We start from the raw sequence: 23,266 nt of genomic DNA, 5'->3' as shown, positions 1-23,266 counted from the left end.
TTTTAGATGGTTTATTTCCTCATACGTTATTACACTTGCCTTGTAAATGTAAAAGCTGCGGTATCCCCGCAGCTTTTTTGTATATATTTTTAATGTATAAAAATGGAAATTTAATAATGTAGAGCTCATTGGAATCTAATGAGTAGGTATCTTCATTTATGATAAGAATCAATCATAGTGAGGAGAAACAAAATGAATACGATGACTTTTGAAAAGTTACAATATAACGAATTAAAGGAAATAGTGAAATCATATTGTGTAAGTGGATTAGGTAAGGAATTATTAAATAAATTAGTGCCGAGTACGAATTTGAAAGTAGTGAGAAATCGTTTAAATGAAACGACAGAAGCACGAGCTATATTAGATGCAGAAGGGCATGTGTCTTTCTTCGGAATTTCTAATATCGCTAGTACAATTCAAAAATTAGAAAAAGGGATGATTTTAGATCCAGAAGAATTAGTGAGTGTTTCAGACTTTTTACGTGGATGTAGAAAGATTAAAAAATTTATGTTGGATAAAGAATTTTTTGCGCCAGTATTAGCTTCTTATGCAAATTCAATGACTGAATTTAAAAGTATTGAAGAGGAAATTAACTTTTCAATAAAAGGAAATAGCATTGATGCAGCTGCTAGTAAAGAGTTAAAAAGAATTCGAAATAATATCGATTCTGTAGATGGAAAAATAAAAGAACGTTTAACGAAGTTTTTAAGTAATAGTGCAAATAAGAAATATATTCAGGAGTTCTTTATTAGTAAAAAGGATGATAGATATACGATTCCAATTAAATCTTCATATAAAAATCAGGTTGCGGGAAGTATTGTTGAAGCATCTGCAAAAGGTTCTACTGTATTTATAGAACCACATACGGTTACAAAGTTAAATGTAGAATTGGCTAGTTTAAAAGCAGAAGAAGCGATGGAAGAGTATCAAATTTTAGCGACATTATCAGGAATGATACTAGAAAACATTTATCAAATAAAAATTAATATGGAACTTATTAGCCAATATGATATGGTATTTGCGAAAGCGAAGTTTAGTAAATCTATCGATGGAATAGAACCGAAGTTAAACGATCATGGCCACATTCATTTAGTGAATTGTAAGCATCCACTTTTAACAGGGAAAGTTGTACCGTTAAATTTCGAAATCGGTCAAGAATATCGTAGTTTAATTATTACTGGGCCGAATGCAGGCGGGAAAACAATTGTGCTAAAAACAATCGGATTGTTAACATTAGCGACAATGTCAGGCCTTCATATTGCCGGAGATAAAGAAACAGAAATTGCTATTTTCGAAAACGTGTTTGTAGACATTGGTGATAATCAAAGTATCGAAAATGCACTGAGTACATTTTCATCTCATATGAAAAATCTTTCTGAGATCATGAGGTTATCAAATAATAATACGCTACTATTATTTGATGAAATAGGAAGCGGTACGGAACCGAATGAAGGTGCGGCGCTTGCGATATCTATTTTAGAAGAATTTTATCTTGCAGGGTGTATTACAATTGCGAGTACGCATTACGGTGAAATTAAACGATTTTCAGAAATGCATAGTGATTTTATGAACGCAGCAATGCAGTTTAATAGTGAGACGTTAGAGCCGCTTTATAAATTAGTTATCGGTAAATCTGGTGAAAGTAATGCACTTTGGATTGCAAATAAAATGAACGTAAAAGAGCATGTATTGCAAAGAGCGAAAGAGTATATGGGAAATAAAGAGTATCGTTTAGAAAAAGTGGATGAAAGTAAAATTAGAAAACCGAAATTCGTACAAGAAAAAAGAGAAACGCACTATGAATATAAAATCGGAGACCGTGTGAAATTATTAGATCATAACGACTTCGGAATCGTCTATAAGGAAAAAGATAATTTCTATAATGTCATTGTATATTATAACGGTGAATTTATGGAAGTGAATGTGAAACGTATTACTTTAGAGGTAGCAGCGAAGGAATTATACCCAGAAGGATACGATTTAAATACGTTATTTGTCGATTATAAAGAAAGAAAAATGCAGCATGATCTAGAGCGCGGATCGAAAAAAGCACTTCGTAAAATTGAAAAAGAAATTAGAAAGAATAAAGGATAATATAGAATGGTAACGATTAGACAAGAACAACAAAACGATTATAGCAAAACAGAAGAAGTTGTAAAACAAGCATTTTTAAATGAAGAATTTAGCGATAAAACAGAACATGAACTTGTTAGTCGTATTAGAAAATGTGATGCGTTTATTCCTGAATTATCAATCGTTGCGGTAGATAAAGAAATAGTTGGTCACATTATGTTATCAAAAATTACGATAGAACAGGATGGAACTTCTGTAGAATCATTAGCACTTGCACCGGTTTCAGTTGCTCCAAGCCATCAGAAGAAAGGAATTGGTGGAAAGCTTATCGCAGCTGCTATAGAAAAAGCAAAAGAACTAGGATATGGATCTGTCGTCGTATTAGGACATCAAGATTATTATCCGAAGTTTGGTTTTAAGAAAGCAAGTGATTGGAATATAAAAGCACCATTTGAAGTGCCTGATGAAGTGTTTATGGCAATGGAACTAAGAGAGAATGCTCTTCAAGGTGTAGAAGGGGTTGTTCAGTATTCGGAGGCTTTTTCTGGATAAGAATAGCCATTAAGGTAAAGGAAATATAATCATAAAAGACGCTATCTTTTTGTAGGAATATACAGAAAGGATGGCGTCTTTTTTATTAAGCGGATCTATTTACGTATATTTTGCTCTATGGATAATCGAGATGTTAAAATTGATATAGAAACCTAAGGGGAGAGAATAATATGAAGAAGCAAGCAACTGATAGTAATGTATTAAATGAAAATCAAGATAATCAAGATAATCAAGATAATCAAGTTACGTTATATGTTACAAGACACGGTAAAACTATATTAAATGCTAATCATCGCGTGCAAGGTTGGGCAGATTCTTCATTAGTAGAAAAAGGCGTTGAAGTTGCCGAAAACTTAGGAACTGGATTAAAAGATATTCATTTTACTAGAGTATATAGTAGTGATAGCGGTCGAGCGATTGAAACTGCTAATTTAGTATTAAAATATAATGAGCAATCAAAGTTAAAGCTTGAGAAAAGAAAAGATTTACGTGAATTGAACTTTGGTACTTTTGAAGGTGAAAAAGTTGAAATTATGTGGGATGCTATCGGAAAAGCTGCGGGTGTTACATCAGCAGACGAACTCATGAAGTATTCTGTTGAAGAAGTTATTAATCTGATTAGGGCAGCAGATCCTACAAAACAGGCAGAAGATTGGGAAGTGTTTTCTACTCGCATCAAAAAAGAGATTAACAAAATTAGTGAAGAAGCTGCTGAAAATGGAGGAGGCAACGTTTTAGTTGTGGTCCATGGACTTATGATAACTGCATTAATAGAAATGCTAGATCGTAGTAAAACAAAACTTGGAGTGGAAAATGCAAGTGTAACGAAAATTTCATATCAAGATGGGTCCTATACAGTCGAATCGGTTGGGGATATGAGTTATGTTGAAAAAGGAAAAGAAAGTGTGGAAATCTAATAATATCTCAAATAGAAATAAGAAAAGGAAGCTAGAAAAATCTAGCTTCCTTTTCTTATTTCGTATATCATTTGTGTATTTGAATCGGAATATTCTGTTAAAAATATACCGTGAGAATTATTGTGATGATATAGTAAGAGGGTAGGAACAACAAATCGTCTTGCAGCTTATTGGATGGATAGTAGTATAGTCTTACATCTCGAAATCATAAGTAAGTTTACGAGAAATAAAACAAAGTAGGGGAACGTGTGAATATGGATCGAATATACTTTGTGGACAATCCGTGGCCTAATGGTCATCGAGTTACTAATTTTAAGTGGAGTGCACATTTTAAATATGCAGAGGAAGAAGGGGTAAATGGTATAGCTGGTTTGTATTTTGATTTACATTTAGAGACTGCGGATTATGATGAGGAAGATTTGGATGAAGAAGATGATGAGGAAGAAGATGATTGGCACGCGAAGATTGTATGGAACAACTTCCATAGATGCACTTTGTCATCAGAAGAATGGGATTTTAAAGGGTTTCGTGTAGGAAGTGATGAGGCGCCTTTTGATTTGGATATGCTAAATGGGAAGAGATTTGCAATTGATTTTTTATCCGAAGATGAGCAGAAGAACTTAGATTTAGAGTTAACTGCATTTGACATTTATTTACTTGGACATGATGCGTCAGTCTTTCATAATATTAAGTTTACTAGATTAGAAGGGCAGACGTATCAAATTGAATGGAAAGGGAAATTGGCACTTGCGTATATTGGTGATTATGAATTTAAATATGATTTTCATACACTAATTTCCTCAACATCATTTAGTGGAATTAATATTCCTAATGAAATAACTGATCATGAGGCATACGTTTTGTTAAAAAGATTTGTTAGTAATCCAGTATTGTTTGAATTGCAACATGATAATGGGGATAGACGATTTGTATTTAAATAAAAATATATTGTTGTCGTTGCCTTTACAAAACTATAATGTTTTCAATTTATTTGATTGATTTTTAAGAGGAAGAGTAAGTGATATAAAAACCATACTTTTTAGGTGAGGGACGATATAGTCTGGCGATAAATAGGAGGGGGCTTTTCCACCGTATATGAGGTTTTGAACATGAGTAAAGGTCATACGGTGTTCGGCATAGTTAATAATTTCGGTGTCGAAAAATTTAAATGAAATGATAAATATTATGTTATTTATATTCAATTCTAAGTAGAAAAGAATTTTAACAATTATATGGAGAAGTGATTATGTTGATTAAAACAGTTCATTTTTTATTTGGAAAACCATGTAAAAAAGGTGATTCGTTCCAAACTAAATTTCCACGTTTTATTTATTGGAGTGCAGTTGTATTTTATTTTTTTGGAATGATATTCTTTGGGATTTTTTCTTTTATTGATACTGTATTTATTGGATCGTTGATATCCGGAGGTTTGTTTTTTCCTTTAATATTTAGATTCGTTTATTTTATGAACTTGAAAATGAGTGGTCTAGAAAAAGAAGTATAGACAGAAAAAAATATAAATAACAGGGTTATTAAGAAGAAGCGAAAGTGAACATTAATAAAATGAAAAAAGGAAGCAAAGAAATAAAATCTAGCTTCCTTTTTAAATTGGAACGATTATGGGATTAATAAAATCTTCCCAGTACTTTTTCGGCTCTCTAATAATTCATGAGCGCGGGCACCGTCTTGTAAAGAGAATGTAGTAGGACTTGCGATGTTTAATTTTCCGGTCGTAATCCATTCAAATAATTGAGAGGAACGTTTTTTTCGCTCTTCGTAAGATGTAAGTACATTCCAAAGGTCTCCACCAGTTAAAGTTTTTGAAGTATCCATAAGCATACGTGGATCAACTAGCGCAGGATTACCTCCAGCCATTCCGTAAAATACGACAGTACCACCAGTTTTAGTAGCCTTAAAGCTGTCTTCTAATGTAGAACCTACTGATTCATACACAACATTTACCCCGGCACCATTAGTCACTTCAAGTACATTCGTATGCCATGCCTCTGTATATAAAAATACGTGATCGGCACCAGCTAACGTTGCTATCTTTGCTTTTTCTTTTGATGACGTTAGACCGATCACTTTTCCACCTTGTAGTTTAATCATTTGAACGAGAAGTTGACCAACACCACCAGCTGCAGCGTGTACTAAAGCTGTATCACCTTGTTTTATTTGATAGCTATCTTTCGTTAAATAATGTGCAGTTAATCCTTGTAATAGTACAGAAGCGGCTGTTTCAAAAGAAATAGAATCTGGAAGTGGAATTGCTTTTTCTGAAGGAACGGCAACTAATTCTGCGTTTGCAAATGGGACATCAGCAAATGCAATGCGGTCTCCAGGATTGATTGTAGTAACGCCGGCTCCTACTTTTTCAACAATACCAGCCCCTTCATAACCTAATATATAAGGCGGGTTGCCAGCGAGATGATAATCGCCACGGCGTCTATAAATATCAGCGAAATTTAAGCCAATTGCTTTCGTACGAACAAGGATTTCATTTGGATTTATGATTGGATCAGGTATTTCTTTATATTGTAGTACATTAGCGTCTCCGAATGTTTCGAAACAAAGTGCTTTCATATGGAATACCTCCATTTATATTGTTTGTATATATTTTTTATCATACAATACAAATATCAATAGACAAAGAGGATTATTTCGATGGAATCAATCGGGAATTTCGATTGAAAAGAGGGATGATAAATGGAGATAAAACAATTAATTACATTTAAAGTAGCTGCAGAAAGCTTGAATTTTACCCAAACTGCGAAGAAATTAAACTTTGCCCAATCGAGCGTAACAGCACAAATTAAAACGTTAGAGACTGAGCTCGGTACGCCATTGTTTGAGAGATTAGGAAAACGTCTTTTCTTAACTGAAGCGGGGAGGAAGTTTCAATTATATGCGGATAAGATGATTGCGCTCAGTAACGAAGCGAAAATGGCTGTGAAAGATGATGAGGAAATAGCAGGTACGTTAATAATTGGTGCGCAAGAAAGTCAATGTACATACAGGCTTCCTTCCATATTAAAAAGGTTTAAAGCACAATTCCCTCAAATAAAGCTTATATTTAAACCTGCTCATTCCAATAAAGATGCGAAGGAACAACTGATGGAGGGGAAAGTAGATCTTGTATTTATTTTGGACGAATGTAAAACAGAAGATGTTTTACATGTGGAGCCACTTATGAAAGAAGAATTAAAAGTAGTAGCTGCTCCGGGGCATCGTTTACTTGAACAACCTTCCGTTTCTACAAAAGATTTAGAGAGTGAAACACTTTTATTAACAGAACTAGGTTGCTCGTATCGAACTTTATTTGAAGATCTATTTCGTGCTGAAGATGTATACCCAGCAAATAAGATTGAGTTTGTTAGTGTCGAGGCAATTAAACAATGTGTCATTGCCGATTTAGGTATAGCCGTTTTACCGGCAATAGTAGTAGAAAAGGATATACGAGAGGGGACGATAAAGGAGTTAGTTTTAAAGGATTCAATCTCTCCAATCTATACACAAATCGCTTGGCATAAAGATAAATGGATGACAGCTCCTTTACAACAATTTATTGATGTAACGAGGGAGTTTTTTACAACGAATTAAGTGGAGAAATATTTGTTTTATATGAAAGAAAAAATGGCACTTTTGTATAGAGAGAACCGATGCTTGAATGAAACAAGTATCGGTTCTTTTATGTTTTAAATAAAGAATGCTATAAAATGTGTATTTCTCAACTTTTTTTCTTACAAGGATAAGTAAAATTTTTCGTATATTCCAATAACCATAAGGGAATTTACAACGTTTATTCGTTTCTGTAAGATGCCTCTAGGAAGATTGAAAGGAGGGCTTACATAGCAGTATAGATTGTCTTTATGATACGTACTTATTTCGAGGGAGGAGATTTAAAATGATTAAAAAGCTAATGAAAGTATGCGTGTTAAGTGCAGCAAGTGTAGGTGTATTATTTAGTTTCCAAGGGAGTACATTTGCAGCTACTGATTTAAGTAGTTATTATGATGGGAAAAATCCAGCTACAACGAAAGTATACGGGGGAAGTACAACATGTGATGCAGATGGATTTAATGCAAAATCTACAGCGGTATATGAGGGTGGTAAAAAAGTAGGGACCGTTTATTTACGTTACAGTAATAACTGTCATGCAGCATGGTCTAAGCTTGTTTTAGATCAACCAGCACCTTCAGTTTCTGGAGGGATATATGCTTACGCTGTTATTAATAAATATAAAAACGGTGTATTTCAAAAATCAGTAGACTCTAATAGTGGTAATGGAGCAATTAAAACAGGCCAAACAAGCACTTATACAGGAATGGTGTTTGATTTAACTGCTGATTTTGGTTATACGGCTGATGCTGAAGCAGTTACAATTAATAACGGTTACGGGAAAACTGGACGTTATTAATAAAGGAGTGGAATTCTATGGGTCTTTATAATGCTACCGTTTCCGAAATTCGGAACTGTGCTGTGCAATTTTTCTAATGGGATTTCTTCTAAAAACGTAAATAGAGTTTCTCTTGTAGAACTAATAAGATTATATTGTTGTTTTAAAACATCTAGCATGCAATTACACTCCTCTTTTGTTTACTGAAATATTTGTGCAGTAAGTAATTCTATATTTACGAGGAGTGGACCTTTTTTATCGTATTGCCTTGGTGCGTTAAGCATATTAGGTGTATTTCTTAATTGTTTCTGGTAGATTTATAAATAAATTGTATATAAAAAAGGGGAATGATAGAGTGAATAGAATAGTTGGTTTAAAACAATTTGAAATAACTCGCGGGGCATTACTTAAATTTATGGAAACTTTAGATGATAAAACTGCGGATACGCAGCCGGAGGGTTTTAATAATACAATTCGTTGGCATATTGGTCACGTGTTATCTGCAGCAGAGTTGTTTATGTTTGGAAGAGAGTTTAAACATTTGCCAAGTGAATATCCAGGTTTGTTTGGATATGGAACAAGACCATCTAAATGGGAAACAGAAGGCCCTTCATTAGAAGTGTTAAAGTCTCAGTTACAAGAGCAAGCAAAGCGCATTAATGCAATTCCAGCAGAAGCGTTTGAAAATAAACTTCCAGAGCGATTTTTAGGATTGGAAACAGTAGGGGAGCTTTACGGTATGATGCTTTATCATGAAGCGGATCATATTGGTCAAATGAAAGCGATGGAACGAATTATTAAAGCTCTATAGATTTGAAGAAGTTAAAAAAACGAAATCCTAGATGGATTTCGTTTTTTTATTGAGTAAGTAGAGAAGCTTAGAAGTTTCTAATATGTATTTACATTATCCTCTTGATTCCTTCAAATGCTTGAGCTGCGTAACAATCATAATACTAATGACAACGAGTAAAAACCATGAGCTAATTTTACTAAGGTGAACGAGATTCCATGCCTCCCGTTGATTTGGATATTGCCACGCCCCGAAAAATGTTGCGATGTTTTCTGCAATCCAAATAAAGAATCCAATAAGGAAAAATGAGAGTACGAGCGGCATTTTATATGTAACTCCTTGTAACGAAAATTCTACAAATGTCCGAAAGAATACAATGAATAAAAGTAAGGTTAATACCCATCTAAAGTCATATAGAAAATGATGTGTGAAAAAATTGAAATAAATCATAGCTCCTAACGGTATTGCAAAAATAGCCCTCGGCCAATTATACATTTGTAAATGCAACCTTCTCCACGCTTGACATATATAACTTGCGACACTTGCATACATAAAACCACTGTAAAGCGGAACACCTAAAACTTTTGAATATGCCTCTTCAGGATAACTCCATGATCCAAAGTGCACTTTATATATTTCTAGTAAAAGTCCAATCAAATGAAAAACAGTAATTACTTTCAGCTCATCTTTCGTTTCAAGTCCGGTTTTATACATTATATATTGCATAAGAAGACATACGATGAGTATGAAATCATAACGATATAGCCCTGGGATAGAAATGAGTTTTGAAAGGGCGAGTGTTAAAAAAATAACGACAGGGAACAAACAGGATAATGCTTGTTCGTAAGTAAAGTGTAGTAGTTGTTTTACATAAAACATTTTTTCACCTTCGATATACGTATTTGGAAAATTGAAACAATAACTTAGTATACTATAAATTTGAAAATATAACACCGCGCTATTTTGCATGTATTTGTAAGTTTTAGAAGGGAATTGTAATAAGTATTTTAATATTTTAACAAAGTAAAAAAATAGTTTGCTATTTAAAAAAAGTGGGGATATAATATCTAAATGAAAATGATAATTATTATCAATAATGATTATAAATAAAAAATTATTATAAAAAACAACTGAATATAAAGGATGAAATGAAACATGTTACATAAGTCTACTGTACATGCTGGCAATAATCGCTGGATACATATTAAGTTCGTATGTTTTATGAGCTTAACAATTTTATGTTTAATTGGGTCTATATTTTTAGCTATTGCATTCGGTGCAAAGGATATTCATTTACAAACGGTGTGGGCAGCGGTTTTTGATTACAATCCAAAATTAACGCAGCATCAAATTATTTATGAATTAAGGCTCCCGAGGGTAATTGGCGCGGCAGTTGTAGGAGCTGCTTTTGCAGTCGCTGGGGCTGTTATGCAAGGGGTAACACGAAACCCTTTAGCTGATGCAGGTGTATTAGGAATAAATGCTGGTGCGACGTTTGTAGTAGCACTTAGTTTTGCTTTTTTCCCGCATATGCCGTATTCCTATTTAATGATTGTCTCCTTTATGGGAGCTGTTTTAAGTACAGTACTCATTTTTATTATCGGATCGGCAACATCAGGTGGGTTAACACCGATGAGGCTAACGATTGCAGGAGCAGTTATGGCAGCGCTTTTACATTCGTTAAGTTCAGGTATCGCGATTTATTATGATCTAAGCCAAGATTTAGCGTTTTGGTACGCTGGTGGAGTTGCAGGGGTAAAGTGGGATCACTTGAAATTTTTAGTGCCTATTATTCTCATAACGATTGTTTTTGCGACAGTGCTAGGGCGGTCTATTTCACTTATATCAATGGGGGATGATGTTGCTACGAATTTAGGAGTAAAAACGAACCGAACGAGAATACTTGGGATGATTATAGTAGTCATTCTTGCAGGTGTATCTGTTTCAGCTGTTGGTTCCATTGGGTTTGTAGGACTTGTCATTCCGCACATCGCTAGAAAATTAGTAGGTGTTAATTATCGGCTTATTATTCCTATGTCAGCATTATTAGGTGCTATGTTAGTAGTTTTAGCTGATTTAGGGGCAAGAACAGTAAATCCTCCTAAAGAACTTGCGATAGGAATTATGGTAGCTCTTGTTGGGGTTCCGTTCTTCCTCTATATAGCACGTAAAGTTGGGAGGGAGCTATAAGTGAAAGATCTTTTTAACACGGATAAAAAGAGGGCTATTACTGTAACTACAATTTTCGGATGTATAAGTATCGTTGTAATTTTGATTAGTCTAAATACGGGGACGCTGAGTATTGCACCGCTCAAAGTGATTCAAACGCTTTTTGGTTATGGTGATTTTGAGAGTGCAACCGTGCTATACGATTATCGTATGCCAAGAATTATAATCACAATGCTAGCTGGTATTGGCCTTGGGATTTCCGGTGCGATTTTGCAAGGGCTATCCCGTAATGCACTCGCAGATCCAGGTATTCTCGGATTACATTCGGGTGCATCTTTCGGGCTTATTGTCTTCGTTACTCTCTTTCATTCTATTAATGAGAGTGCATCGATTTTAATACCGTTATTTACATTTGGCGGGGGAGTGTTAGCTGCATTTCTTATTATTATACTTGCGAGTGACCGGTCAAAAGGTTTACTTCCCATTAGACTTATTCTCGTTGGTATTGCAGTTTCAGCTGGATTTAGTGCGATTTCGTTATTTTTCTCTCTTAAGTTAAATGATGAGACGTATACATTCGCTTCTAGATGGCTAGTTGGTAACGTGTGGGGAAGAGATTGGATTCATGTCCTTGCGCTATTACCTTGGATTTTTATACTAACTCCGTACGCGTGGCTAAAATCAAAAACGTTAAATGCACTGTCACTAGGTGATAGTGTAGCAGCAGGACTTGGTGTTTCTGTTCAAAAAGAACGTTTATTACTTTTAGCTACAGCGGTTGGATTATCTTGCGCGAGTGTATCGATGGCAGGAGGGATTGGTTTTATCGGCTTAGTTGCTCCGCATATTGCAAGAAAGTTAGTAGGTACTACATATCAACACTTTCTTCCGCTAGCGGGTATTATCGGAATGATTATTTTAGTACTCGCAGATACGATAGGACGCTCTTTATTTGAGCCAAATTCTATTCCAGCTGGTGTAGTAGTAGCGGCTTTAGGAGCACCGTATTTTCTTTATTTACTTACAAAAACAAAATAAACACTTCAAAGAGGAGAACATATGAAAAAGAAACTTACTATTTTATTTAGCATTATGTGTATTTTAGTATTATCAGCATGTGGTCAAACGAAATCTAGTGAAGAGGCAACTAAAAAAACTGAAAAAAGTAATGATCCAAAAATTGCTTCTATGTCTATTCATTTAACGAATGATTTACTTGCATTAGGAATTACACCAGTAGGTTCTGTTATTGGTGGAGATTTAAAAGATTTCTTACCACACGCAAAAGAGCAGTTGAAAGATACGAAGAAACTCGGTGTTGTAACAGATCCAAATATGGAAGCATTGCTTCAATTAAAGCCATCTGAAATTTATGTTGATGAAAAATATGCTGGCAAAGATTTAGCGAAATACGAAAAGATTGCAAAAACACATGCTTTCAATTTAGATGAAGGTACGTGGAGAGATCATTTAAAAGAAGTTGGTAAGCTTGTAAACCGTGAGAAAGAAGCAGAGAAATATATTCAAGACTATGAAGAGCAATCAAAACGAGTAAAAAGTTTAATAGATAAAGAGTTAGGTAATAACGAAAAAGTAATGGCAATTCGCGTTACTGCAAAAGAATTACGTGTATTTAGTACGAAAAGACCGATGGGACCAATTTTATTCCAAGACTTAGGATTACAACCCGCAAATGGTGTAGAGAAAATTGATGGAAACCGTCCTTTCGAAGTCATTTCACAAGAAGTATTACCTGACTTCGATGCGGATGCGATTTTCGTTGTCGTAAATAGAGACGATAAAGCAAAAGCCGCATTTAAACAACTACAAGAAATACCAATTTGGAAAGACTTAAAAGCTGTTAAAGGTAAGCACGTATACATTATTAATGACCAACCATGGCTTGACTATTCGGCTTTAGGAAACAAAATGGCAATGGATGAAGCAGAGAAAATGTTTACGAAGTAATATCGTCTTGTTGTTAGGAAGGCCCTCTAAATTTGGAGGGTCTTTTTATCATTGTTATTGTTAGAATAAACAAAAAATATACAATGAAGTCGATCTTTTTTATTTTGTGAATTTTTGAGAATAAGAGATTTTCGATTAGAATATGATATTAAAATCGAAGCGAGTGTAAAAAATTACAATTATGAAAGAGGTGTTTAAAGATGGAGCAAGATGAGATTTATTTACGAGCTAAAAAAAGGGTGGAGAATTTAAAAGCATTTTACGTTCATTTAACGCTCTATATACTAGTTAATCTGATGCTTTTTTTAATAAATGTAATCTCTGATTCAAGTAAATTATGGTTTTTATATCCACTTGGAGGTTGGGGAATAGGTATTGTTATACACGGTTTGACAACTCTTCCATTAGGGGTATTCGGAAAAGAATGGGAAGAACGAAAGATTAAAGAATATATGGAGAAAGATAAGTAAATCTTTTTATTTCATATCTTTCTTGCATGGGGCGTTTCCTCCAAAAAGATTTTTTAATGTAAATAATATTATATTCTTGTTTCAAGCACGTAAAAAGGTCGCAAAATGGCAATGGATGAAGCAGAGAAAATGTTTACAAAATAATATCGTTTCGTTGCTAGGAAAGGCCCTCTAAATTTGAGGGTCTTTTTATCGTTATTATTGTTAGAATAAATAAAAAACTATACAATAAAGTTAATTCAATGTAGAGGAGATGTGCCAATGTCAGCGCTTATTGTAAGTATCCTGTTCATACAACAGTTCAAAGGACAAGGGGATAAATAGGCTAGAATAATTATCCCCGCTATTTAAAAAAAGGGGAGTTTCAAATGACAATTAATCTTTTTCAAGATAAAACAATTAAATTATCAGCTATTAGAGTAACTGATGCTGAAGTAATGGCTGTGTGGCAAGAGGATAGTGAGTATTTAAGAAATGTAGATACAGACTTAGCGTTCCCGCAATCTTTACATGAAATATCAAATGATGAGCTATTAAAGGGGCGGAGATCAAATAGTATTTCTTTCATGTTAAGAACGGTTCAAGATGATCGTCTAATTGGTTTTGTTGCAATTCATGGTATAGAGTGGAATAACAGAACAGGTTTATTAGCAATTGGAATAGGAGATGCAAATGATAGGGGAAAAGGATATGGAAGAGAAGCAATACATCTTATTTTAAGGTATGCTTTCTATGAAATGAATTTACACCGGGTCGGCCTCGACGTTATTTCTTATAATAAAGCAGCCATTGCACTGTATAAACAGATGGGTTTTCAGATGGAAGGGTGTATGAGAGAAGCAGTTCAGCGAGATGGAAAGTGCTTTGATCGTATGATTATGGGGATGATGCGGGATGAATGGATAGAGCTGCAAGATTAAAAATACATTCCATATTACATATGTAGTATGCAGGAGATATAACAATAATTGGCGAATTTTTACAGTGTACTGATTGAACTTATAAGGAGTTATGTAAAATGAACTTAGAAAAAGCAAAACCAGTAAATGAAGAGGTCGCTGAATTAAAAGAACTAATTAAAGAATTGCACGGAAGTGTACACCAACTTCAAAGTGAAGTGCAGCAACTAAGGCACGAAAGACCAGTTGTTGAAGTGAGAAAAGGTGTTCAATTATCGCCAGCAATTATCGGACAAATTGGTGGGATTATTTTAGGTGGATTAGCAATTATAGGTATATTTTGGTGATGGAAAAAGGTATGCGGCGTAGTGCTGCATACCTTTTTGTATTGTTTGAAAGTTTTTCGTCATTTGTTGGTAAGTAAATAGCATGTCCTTTACATTAAGTAACGTAAATATATGTAAACATGTGATAATAATAATGCGATGATTGTTAGTGGTAAGCCGATTTTTAAGAAGTCCATATAAGAAAATCCATGTCCTTCACGTTTTGCAATACCAGCAACGACTACGTTTGCTGATGCTCCAATTAACGTTCCGTTTCCTCCTAAGCAAGCTCCAAGAGATAACGCCCACCATAGTACTTCGATTTGCGGAGAATCGACAGATAGTCCGAGTCCTGTAGCTAAATCTTGAATAAGAGGGATCATCGTTGCGACAAATGGGATATTGTCAATTGTCGCAGATGCGATGCCAGATACCCATAAGATAAGTATAGCAGCGAAACCGATATCACCATTTGTTACGTTAAGTACTTCTTTTGCGAGTGAAGAAATGAGTCCGATATCAATTAACCCGCCAACGAGAACGAATAGTCCAGCGAAGAAGAAAATTGTCACCCATTCAACGTGAGCAAATATATCTTCTATTTCATGTTCTTTCGCGCCGATTAACATAAGAAGTGTAGCACCTGTCATCGCAATAACTGCAGCGTCTACATGAATAATAGAATGAAGTACGAAGCCTAAAATGGTTAGTCCTAAAATCGTAATGGATTTTAAAAGGAGGCTTTGATCTTTAATGTAATCCTTTTCATTTAATGCCATTAGTTTTTCGATTTGCTCAGATGTTGTTTTTAGTTTGTTACGATACATGAAGTAAATAATTCCTAATGTAACGATAGAAATAATAAGTACGATTGGAGCTAAGTTTAATAAAAAGGCATTAAAGTCTAAATGCTTATTAGCCGATCCAATCATAATGTTCGGTGGATCACCGATTAGTGTTGCTGTGCCGCCTATATTTGAAAATAGTACTTCTGAAATCAAATAAGGCACAGGATTTACTTTTAAAATACGTGTAATGGATAGTGTAACAGGCACGATTAATAATACGGTCGTTACGTTGTCCAAAAATGCAGAACCGACTGCGGTTAATAGGGATAGTAATAATAAAATGCGGATCGGTTTTCCGCCAGCTGCTTTTGCTGCTTTAATGGCTACAAATTCAAATACGCCTGATTGACTCGTAATATGTACGAGAATCATCATCCCGATTAAAAGAGTGATTGTTTCCCATTGAATATGTGATGTGAAAGCAGTATGTAAATCTACGATTCCAAAAATAATCATAATAGCAGCACCGAATAGTGCGATTACAGCACGATTCAATTTCTCAGAAATAATAAAACCGTATGTGACTAAAAATACGGCAATTGCAAAATAATATTGCCAATTTGCTACTTCATGTACTGAGTGTTCCAAGCATGTCACCTTCTTTAAATTATGTATTCAATTGTCGAAATGTATCCCTCTACATAAAATATATTGTAGCAAATTCAAAAAAGAAAGAAAACTGTTTAACAAAGTGAAAGAAAAAATGATGATTTTACATATCATATAAAAAATAAAAAAAACACAGTGCAAATTATTAGGAAAAGTGAGCGTTGTCCTCTAATATAGAGATAGCAATTTACATTATTTTTGCGTAAAATGGTTTAAAGAGGTGAATTCCGATGGAAATAGTAAAAGATAGTTCTCTTATTCAAAATGAAATTGAACGTTTTGTAAATAAAGATGTATATATTCATTTAGAAACGACGAACGGAGCGTATGCATCACACATAAATGAAAAGATGATGACAGTTGGTGCTTTCATTCGAAATGCAATTATCCGCTTTGAACGCGGGAAGATAACTGGAACAAACCCATACCGAGTTGGTCTGAAAATGGATCACGGATGGGTATATGCTGAAGGTATTACGCATTGGGAAGTAGATGATCAAGAGCGTTTATTACTAGCTGGACATGATAATTTAGGTCGCCTAGCAGTTGCGCTTGAATTAAGCTTAACACCATTTAAGTAAGAAGGAGGGAAACTTATGGAGAGACATGTACTTGTTGTATTTCCGCATCCAGATGATGAAGCATTTGCTGCGGGAGGAACAATTCGCTTATTAACAGATCAAGGAGTACCTGTAACGTATGCATGTGGTACTCTTGGACAAATGGGACGTAACATGGGTAAGAATGTATTCGCTAACCGTGAAACGATTCCAAATATCCGTGAAAAAGAATTGAAAGATGCATGTGAAGCGATGGGGATTCAAGATTTAAGAATGCTCGGTTTCCATGATAAAACGTTAGAGTTTGAAGATGTTGATTTCGTTGCAGACAAAATTGAAGCAATCATTCAAGAAGTAAATCCATCTCGAATTATTACATTTTATCCTGAGCATGGCGTACACCCAGATCATGATGCATTTGGCCGTGCTGTAGTTCGCGCTGTATCACGTATGCCAAAAGAAGAGCGTCCAGTCATTCATGCAGTTGCAATTACAAAAAATCGTGAAGCTGTACTAGGTGAACCGGATGTTGTAAATAATATTAGTGAAGTATTTGAACATAAGTTAGCTGCACTAGGCGCGCACCGTTCACAAACAGAAGCAATGCTTGAAGACACGCATGCAAAAATAAAAAATAAAGATGCAGCAACATTAAAATGGCTGCAACTTGAACAATTTTGGACTTATAAATGGGAGTAGGCTAGAAGGATACCTTTTAGTAGCTCTTACATAGAAAAAGCGCCGTCACTTGTGATGGCGCTTTTTCTTGTTGAAGTGTGGTGTGTTATGTTTGTTGATTAGTCAATCCATAATCTTTAAGGTACGAATGTATGTATATCCCTGTATCTGGTGAATTATCATGATTGGCTCAAGAATTTCAAAGCTGCTTCTGCCTGTGCTATCATTTTTCAGATTAACCATGATTTTAGCTACAAGGGTGCTGTCTCATCCGTGAACTAGCCTACTTTCCGGACAACCTCTTTTTGTGTGCTATTTTTTCGTACTAGCCAAATACATTAGCATGTGGAATTTTTCGTCTATTACATGATAATCAAAATAAGGTCCTGGATCTGTACAGTAACCGATATTTTCACTTTGCATGATTTGGAATTCGTGGCCTGATAAATTTTCTTCTAAGTATTTTGGATATAAAATATGCTCGTGGGAATTTGGATATAAGGCTGAAATATTTTTCAAGGATTTGGCCGAGCTATCATAATACGAGTATCCGCCGACAATTGTTGAGCTGCTATGTAAATAGTTTTTTAGAACGTGAATTGGGAACTTCGGATTGAGCAGTGAAAAATCAGTTACTGAAAAACTATCCACAAAAACATCGATGCTAAGCGGTTTTAATGGCAGATTTAAATCAGAATTCAAAATATAAAGGACACGTGGTTTCGGTTTCATACGCTCAATTCTGTTTCTAACCTTCTTGAGCATCGCAAGAGAATAGCCACTGAATACATAGGACGCGCTCGTTTCAAGAACATCGATATATTTGGGTAGTGACACAAAAGCGTCAACGTTTGTTTCCACGATTAATTTGTTTTTCAAATCTATATTTTGTAGAACTTTTTGAAACTGAAAATTAATTTTTTCAAATAAGTTAATCATTTTGGGATTGATCTCTTTAATCGTTTCTTTATCGTAAAAATAAGATGGATAAGGGGACGTCTCGTACAAGTTTGCGGTAATGATAATACCATCCTCGATAGCTGCCTCATATCCACAGGAACAAGTTAAACTCCCCGTGTGAATGTAAACTTTTTTAATCGTTACATCTTTCATTTCAAGTGGAATGTGGCACTTCGGACAATAGAGCAGATCTACAAAGGAAAGTGGGATCCCTGTAAGATTCTCTTCTTCAGATGAAGGCGAGCTAGTTTGAACCGCTTTTTCAATTAATTGGATGGCTTTTGATATGTCTTCTTTTTTCTTGGCCAGCTCGTTCTTTTTATCAATGAGCAAGTTGTTGTAGTAGTCGATATCCTCATGATCCGAGAAGTTTGTGACACGCCGATACGATAAAATTCGTTGGATTTCTAGCAATGAAAAATGAAATTTTTTTAGCTCAGTAATAAAAGTCATGTCGTCGAAGCACAATTGGTTCATTTGATACTGAGTGTTTTTTTTGTCTGGTATTAATAATCCAAGTTCAATGTAATAACGAACGGTATCAGTCGTAACATGAAAAAGTTTTGCAAATGTACCAATCTTCATAGATGTCCCCCCGATGAAAAAAAGTGGAGTTACTCCATTTTTTTCGCAAAATGAATTCAAAAAACTCTAAAATGGCTATTGACTTGGAGGAAGCTCCAAGTCATATTATTAATTCAATAAGTGTGAATATTTCGAATATTTTTGAGTGTATTGTAACATACATGTCACGAAAGGAGAAGGATTAGCTATGGATAAGATGGATCGAATGGATACTCTCTCATTGTGGACGGCGACTGCAAACAGCTATGACAAAGGAAAACTTCTTGAAGGAAATGAAGAGGCGGATGTTGTCATTATTGGTGCAGGTTTCACAGGTCTTTCTTCTGCATATCATTTGCAAAAATTAGGGAAGAGTGTCATTGTCCTTGAGCAAGAAACAATCGGATATGGCGCAAGCGGTCGCAACGGCGGGATGGTATTGCCAGGCTATAAGCCGACGATGCAGGAGCTTGCCAAGAAGTATGGTGCCGAAGAGGCGAGACAACTTAACGATCTTTCGCTGCTTAGTGTTGAACTAGTTAAAAACATCATCGATGAGCATCAAATCAATTGTAACTTTAGAAAGACAGGCCACATTGTGGCGGCTTACAAAGCTAAGCATTTTGAAGGATTGAAACTTGAAAGCGAATATTTAAACAAAAATTTTGGATATGAATGTAGCGTGCTTAATCGAAGTCAGTTGCATCAAGAAATAGATTCCCCGCAATATTATGGTTGCCTAGTCGACGACTCGAGTTACTCGTTCCAACCACTGAATTATGCAATTGGTTTGGGAGAAGCAGCTAAATCGATCGGTGCAAAAATCTTTGAGCATTCGAAAGCACTATCTATTGAGTACGGCCGAAATAGTGTGAAAGTTGTTACAGAAAAAGGTGCTGTTACAGCGAAAGACATTATTGTTGCTACAGATGGTTACTCCGGAAAAATCATGACTGAATTGAATAAAGGCGTACTGCCAATTTCGGCACGTATTATTGCTACTGAACAGCTTCCAGAATCATTGGTGAATAGCGTCATTCCTAAAGATCGCATGGTTTTTGATACAAGCAGTTTCCTTTACTATTTCAGACGTACACCAGATAATCGGATCGTATTTGGCGGTGGTGACATTCGTCCAAACTTAGGTGATGCTGTTTATCAAAGTGTTTACGATGCCATGGTTAAAATAATGCCAAAACTAGAAGGAAGCAAGATTGATTACAGGTGGGGTGGATTTATCGGCGTGACAATTGATACGTTCCCGGTTATTGGCAGATCTAAAGAAGGCGCATATTTCGCAACGGGTTATACGGGCCATGGTGCGTCTCTCTCAACATTGTTTGGTAAGTTATTGGCACAATGGATCACAACGGGGAGTGCAGGTGGATATCGATTTGAAAAGGAACGCCTCAAATCATTCCCGTTCTATAATCAGAAAACGATGCTGGTCAATATAGCACATATTGGTTTCAAACTAGTAGATATTATTGCATAAAGGAGAGGTGTTTATGGAAATTAACATGTTCATTGACGGGAAATGGGTAGAAGCGTTATCCGGTGATAGACGAAACATTATTAACCCTGCAACCGGAGAGGTTATTGCAACGTCTGCTCATGGATCAGCGGATGATGCGAAGATAGCAATTAAGGCAGCTCGTAAAGCATTTGACAGCGGAATATGGTCGGGTTTATCGGCGGATGAAAGAGCTGACTATTTATATAAAATTGCAGACCGTCTTGGAGAGAAGATAGTTGAAATTGCCCGTTTGGAAACGGCAAATAATGGTAAGGTTATTCGTGCCACAACCTATGTGGATATTCCTGTATCAATTCAATGCTTCCGCTATTATGCTGACTTAATTAAAGGCATGAAAAAAGAATCTTACACTCGCGAGGATGCCTCGGAAACGATTATTATTCATGAACCGATTGGTGTTTGCGGACTTATTGTACCTTGGAATTTCCCGCTTATGTTAGCTGTTTGGCAAATTGCTCCGGCACTTGCCGCAGGGAATACAATTGTAATTAAACCTGCTGATGTCACTCCTGTAAGCGTATACAAATTGTTTGAAATTATCGAAGAAGTTGGGCTTCCTGACGGAGTGGCAAACTTAGTATTGGGACCTGGCTCAAAAGTTGGGAATGAGCTTGCAGAGAGCCATGATGTTGATAAAGTTGCCTTTACCGGTGGAACAACAACAGGCCAAAGTATTATGCGCGCAGCTGCTGGCAATATGAAAAAAATCACACTTGAACTAGGTGGTAAATCTCCACTTATTGTGTTTGACGATGTGGATTTTGAAACCGCAGTTGATAATGCGATGTTTGGTATTTTCCACAATGCTGGGCAAGTTTGTTCAGCGGCATCTCGTTTGCTTGTGCAAGAGACCATTTACGATAAGTTTGTTGAAAGATTGGCCGAGCGTGCGAACAAAATTGTAGTTGGCAACGGAGAAAATGAGAACATTGAAATGGGAGCTCTCACAAACGAATCTCATATGAATGAAGTGTTACATTATATCCAGAGAGGAATCGAAGAAGGTGCAAAATTAGTTTGCGGTGGTCAGCGCTTAACAGAAAATGGGCTTGATCGAGGATTTTTCATCGCACCAACAATATTTGCTGATGTAAATGAGAATATGTGTATTGTTAAGGAAGAGATTTTTGGTCCAGTCCTTGTTGTACAGAAATTTAAAGATGAGGAAGATGCTATCCAAAAAGCGAATGATTCCATTTATGGATTAGCTGGTGCTGTATTTACGGAAGATATGGACCGAGCGAAACGTGTTATTAGTAAATTGCGTGCGGGAATTACTTGGATTAATAGTTATCATCTTGCTTATGTGGAAGGTCCTTGGGGCGGGTATAAGCAAAGTGGAATCGGCAGGGCGTTAGGTACTGTTGGGCTGGAGCATTTTATGGAAACGAAGCAAATCAATATCCACCAGCATGCTAAGCCTGTAGGTTGGTATGCAAATTAATTGAGCTTAACTTGCTATATAAATTATTTGTAAGGGGATATGCTCATGAAAATAGTGGACAACCGTCCGTCATCGAAAATAGAGAAACGAGAAGTAAAGAATAAACCGGTGGATGATTCAGTGCTTGGAACCAAAAGTATTCCGTTACTATATTTACGGTTTGCATTGGCAGGGATTATGGCTAACGTAATTCTAGGAGTTGTATCGGTTATCGATGGCTTTTTCGTCAGTGGCTTTCAGGAGCTAGAAATCGAAGGGATCGGAATTGGATTTACGGTCATGGTTATTACCCGTATGATTGGTGTTCTTTTGGGTGTAGGAGCCGGAGCGGTCATTTCACTTCGACTGGGGAAAGGGAAGATAGAAGAAGCTAGAGGTATTATGGGGCAAACTTTATGGTTTACTCTTTTCCTTTCTTCTTTGTTAGCTATACTTGGGTTGGTCTTTGAAAAGGATATTATGATTTTATTCGGAGCAAGTGATGAAGCGCTTCCGTATGCGGTGCAATATAGCCGACTGCTATGGATTTCGTTGCCATTAACGATATTAGCTGTTGTATTAAGTATTTTAACTAATATCGATGAAAAACCTATATTATCAATGAACAGTTGGTTAGTCGCAGCAGTTGTTGCTGGGATTGCAGAATGGATTATGGTAACGAAGTATGACATGGGGATGATGGGTTCTTCATGGGCTAATACGATTTCGCAATCAATTCCTGTTCTCTTAATCTTTTATTTCTGGTTTGGTAAAACAAAACTTAAGCCAAAAATGAAAGATATGATGATTAATCTCAAAAAGATTGGTGAAGTAGTTTGGACTGGATTTGCATCTTTTTCGAGTCAGTTCATGATGTTTATTGCAATTATTTTCACCAACAACTTACTGCAAAGTTACGGTGGTGGTCTACATGTTGCAGCTTTCACGATTCAAAACGGTTACATTACCAATCTACTTGCCTTAGCAGCGCTCGGCGGGATGACAGGACTCCAACCGATTATTAGTTATAATTACGGTGCAGGAAACCTTGATCGTGTGAAACAAGCAATTAAGATGGGACTCATTTTTACAGTTTCCTTCTTTGTAGTTGTGACAGCTATACTAATCATTTTTGCAGATCCAATTGTGTCATTTTTTTCTGGTGGTAATGCTGAATTGCAGAAACTGGGTATTTGGACGACAGTTGTATTTAATTGTCTGTTTACACTTAGTGCAGTCAGCTTACTTATCTCTGGTTATTTCGAATCACAAGAGAGAAACTGGTCGGCAACGTTTATTAGTGTAAGCAAAATATTGTTGTTCATGTTACCATTTCTATTTATTTTCCCGAAATACTGGGGTGTAGAAGGGGTATGGTACGCTGCTCCTGCTGCAGAAATCCCAGGTGTTCTCATTGCCATATATTTTATGAAAAAAGAGTTTAAACGTTTAAAAGATCCAAATGTTAAGCCGGTAGATTTATAGGAACGTATTCTGTCAAAATTACCAATTAGAAAGAGAGGGAAT

23 protein-coding genes and 1 pseudogene are annotated in these 23,266 nt (G+C 35.8%); 19 read left to right on the top strand and 5 right to left on the bottom strand.

Translation table 11 applies throughout. The features are described 5' to 3' along the window. Positions 1-192: 192 nt before the first annotated feature. From MR109_RS00305 to MR109_RS00285, 5 genes are all read left to right on the top strand, one after another. Positions 193-2,094 carry an endonuclease MutS2 gene (locus tag MR109_RS00305; protein WP_242270437.1) on the top strand — a complete coding sequence of 634 codons (1,902 nt, stop codon included), beginning with the start codon at positions 193-195 and terminating at the stop codon, positions 2,092-2,094. 6 nt (positions 2,095-2,100) lie between these two features. Next, entirely contained in the window at positions 2,101-2,625 is a 525-nt protein-coding gene (locus tag MR109_RS00300) for a GNAT family N-acetyltransferase (protein ID WP_242270435.1), read from the top strand. 170 nt (positions 2,626-2,795) lie between these two features. After that, entirely contained in the window at positions 2,796-3,542 is a 747-nt protein-coding gene (locus tag MR109_RS00295) for a histidine phosphatase family protein (RefSeq protein ID WP_242270433.1), read from the top strand. Positions 3,543-3,796: 254 nt separating this feature from the next. Further along, on the top strand, positions 3,797-4,483 hold the full coding sequence (locus MR109_RS00290) for a hypothetical protein (protein WP_242270431.1): 687 nt from the start codon (positions 3,797-3,799) through the stop codon (positions 4,481-4,483). Positions 4,484-4,788: 305 nt separating this feature from the next. Then, positions 4,789-5,046: a hypothetical protein gene (locus tag MR109_RS00285; RefSeq protein WP_242270429.1), complete on the top strand. Its 258-nt coding sequence runs from the start codon at positions 4,789-4,791 to the stop codon at positions 5,044-5,046. A 113-nt stretch (positions 5,047-5,159) separates the two neighbouring features. Here MR109_RS00285 and MR109_RS00280 read toward each other — a convergent pair whose 3' ends face one another. Beyond that, on the bottom strand, positions 5,160-6,125 hold the full coding sequence (locus MR109_RS00280; protein ID WP_242270426.1) for a quinone oxidoreductase family protein: 966 nt from the start codon (positions 6,123-6,125) through the stop codon (positions 5,160-5,162). Positions 6,126-6,248: 123 nt separating this feature from the next. On the opposite strand from MR109_RS00280, the gene MR109_RS00275 reads away from it, so the two are divergent. Beyond that, positions 6,249-7,142 carry a LysR family transcriptional regulator gene (locus MR109_RS00275; RefSeq protein ID WP_071718007.1) on the top strand — a complete coding sequence of 298 codons (894 nt, stop codon included), beginning with the start codon at positions 6,249-6,251 and terminating at the stop codon, positions 7,140-7,142. A 304-nt stretch (positions 7,143-7,446) separates the two neighbouring features. Then, positions 7,447-7,959, top strand: coding sequence for a DUF2690 domain-containing protein (locus tag MR109_RS00270; protein ID WP_098308285.1), 513 nt, complete (start codon positions 7,447-7,449; stop codon positions 7,957-7,959). 17 nt (positions 7,960-7,976) lie between these two features. On the opposite strand, the pseudogene MR109_RS00265 reads toward MR109_RS00270, so the two are convergent. Next, positions 7,977-8,117: pseudogene (locus MR109_RS00265) on the bottom strand (DinB family protein); the annotation flags it as partial. A gap of 176 nt (positions 8,118-8,293) precedes the next feature. On the opposite strand from MR109_RS00265, the gene MR109_RS00260 reads away from it, so the two are divergent. Beyond that, on the top strand, positions 8,294-8,749 hold the full coding sequence (locus MR109_RS00260) for a DinB family protein (protein WP_242270424.1): 456 nt from the start codon (positions 8,294-8,296) through the stop codon (positions 8,747-8,749). 93 nt (positions 8,750-8,842) lie between these two features. On the opposite strand, the gene MR109_RS00255 is transcribed toward MR109_RS00260, so the two are convergent. Next, positions 8,843-9,607, bottom strand: coding sequence for a DUF817 domain-containing protein (locus tag MR109_RS00255; protein ID WP_098474033.1), 765 nt, complete (start codon positions 9,605-9,607; stop codon positions 8,843-8,845). 276 nt (positions 9,608-9,883) lie between these two features. Here MR109_RS00255 and MR109_RS00250 point away from each other — a divergent pair, with 276 nt between their 5' ends. The 6 genes from MR109_RS00250 to MR109_RS00225 all read left to right on the top strand — a co-directional run bounded on the left by MR109_RS00250 (position 9,884) and on the right by MR109_RS00225 (position 14,581). Beyond that, a complete protein-coding gene (locus MR109_RS00250) occupies positions 9,884-10,918 on the top strand; it encodes a FecCD family ABC transporter permease (protein ID WP_242270417.1) in 1,035 nt (344 codons plus the stop codon). After that, entirely contained in the window at positions 10,919-11,935 is a 1,017-nt protein-coding gene (locus tag MR109_RS00245) for a FecCD family ABC transporter permease (RefSeq protein WP_242270416.1), read from the top strand. It abuts the gene before it with no gap. A gap of 21 nt (positions 11,936-11,956) precedes the next feature. After that, positions 11,957-12,865 carry an iron-hydroxamate ABC transporter substrate-binding protein gene (locus MR109_RS00240; protein WP_242270415.1) on the top strand — a complete coding sequence of 303 codons (909 nt, stop codon included), beginning with the start codon at positions 11,957-11,959 and terminating at the stop codon, positions 12,863-12,865. A 200-nt stretch (positions 12,866-13,065) separates the two neighbouring features. Further along, complete coding sequence (locus tag MR109_RS00235; RefSeq protein ID WP_242270414.1) at positions 13,066-13,335, top strand: 2TM domain-containing protein; 270 nt, start codon at positions 13,066-13,068, stop codon at positions 13,333-13,335. Positions 13,336-13,703: 368 nt separating this feature from the next. After that, positions 13,704-14,255, top strand: coding sequence for a GNAT family N-acetyltransferase (locus MR109_RS00230; protein WP_242270413.1), 552 nt, complete (start codon positions 13,704-13,706; stop codon positions 14,253-14,255). Between the two features lie 98 nt (positions 14,256-14,353). Then, positions 14,354-14,581: a hypothetical protein gene (locus MR109_RS00225; protein ID WP_002172778.1), complete on the top strand. Its 228-nt coding sequence runs from the start codon at positions 14,354-14,356 to the stop codon at positions 14,579-14,581. 89 nt (positions 14,582-14,670) lie between these two features. On the opposite strand, the gene MR109_RS00220 is transcribed toward MR109_RS00225, so the two are convergent. Then, positions 14,671-15,996 carry an ArsB/NhaD family transporter gene (locus MR109_RS00220; protein ID WP_242270412.1) on the bottom strand — a complete coding sequence of 442 codons (1,326 nt, stop codon included), beginning with the start codon at positions 15,994-15,996 and terminating at the stop codon, positions 14,671-14,673. 251 nt (positions 15,997-16,247) lie between these two features. On the opposite strand from MR109_RS00220, the gene MR109_RS00215 reads away from it, so the two are divergent. Both MR109_RS00215 and bshB2 read left to right on the top strand, forming a co-directional pair. Beyond that, positions 16,248-16,598, top strand: a complete 351-nt coding sequence (locus MR109_RS00215; RefSeq protein WP_000407045.1) for a YojF family protein — start codon at positions 16,248-16,250, stop codon at positions 16,596-16,598. Between the two features lie 15 nt (positions 16,599-16,613). Continuing rightward, positions 16,614-17,276 (top strand): bacillithiol biosynthesis deacetylase BshB2, encoded by a 663-nt coding sequence (gene bshB2, locus MR109_RS00210; protein ID WP_025150465.1) that lies wholly within the window; start codon positions 16,614-16,616, stop codon positions 17,274-17,276. 291 nt (positions 17,277-17,567) lie between these two features. On the opposite strand, the gene MR109_RS00205 is transcribed toward bshB2, so the two are convergent. Continuing rightward, entirely contained in the window at positions 17,568-18,800 is a 1,233-nt protein-coding gene (locus MR109_RS00205) for a MerR family transcriptional regulator (protein ID WP_242270411.1), read from the bottom strand. A 187-nt stretch (positions 18,801-18,987) separates the two neighbouring features. Here MR109_RS00205 and MR109_RS00200 point away from each other — a divergent pair, with 187 nt between their 5' ends. The 3 genes from MR109_RS00200 to MR109_RS00190 are packed head-to-tail and all read left to right on the top strand — an operon-like array spanning position 18,988 to position 23,224. Beyond that, positions 18,988-20,274, top strand: a complete 1,287-nt coding sequence (locus MR109_RS00200; protein ID WP_025150467.1) for an NAD(P)/FAD-dependent oxidoreductase — start codon at positions 18,988-18,990, stop codon at positions 20,272-20,274. 13 nt (positions 20,275-20,287) lie between these two features. Further along, a complete protein-coding gene (locus MR109_RS00195) occupies positions 20,288-21,760 on the top strand; it encodes an aldehyde dehydrogenase family protein (protein WP_242270410.1) in 1,473 nt (490 codons plus the stop codon). 45 nt (positions 21,761-21,805) lie between these two features. Beyond that, positions 21,806-23,224, top strand: coding sequence for an MATE family efflux transporter (locus MR109_RS00190; protein ID WP_098308300.1), 1,419 nt, complete (start codon positions 21,806-21,808; stop codon positions 23,222-23,224). Positions 23,225-23,266: the final 42 nt, after the last annotated feature.

The organism is Bacillus cereus group sp. BfR-BA-01310, assembly GCF_022664325.1.
Lineage (GTDB): Bacteria > Bacillota > Bacilli > Bacillales > Bacillaceae_G > Bacillus_A > Bacillus_A paramycoides.
The sequence above is the reverse complement of the archived record's forward strand: the minus strand, read 5'-3'. Positions and strand labels throughout refer to the sequence as shown.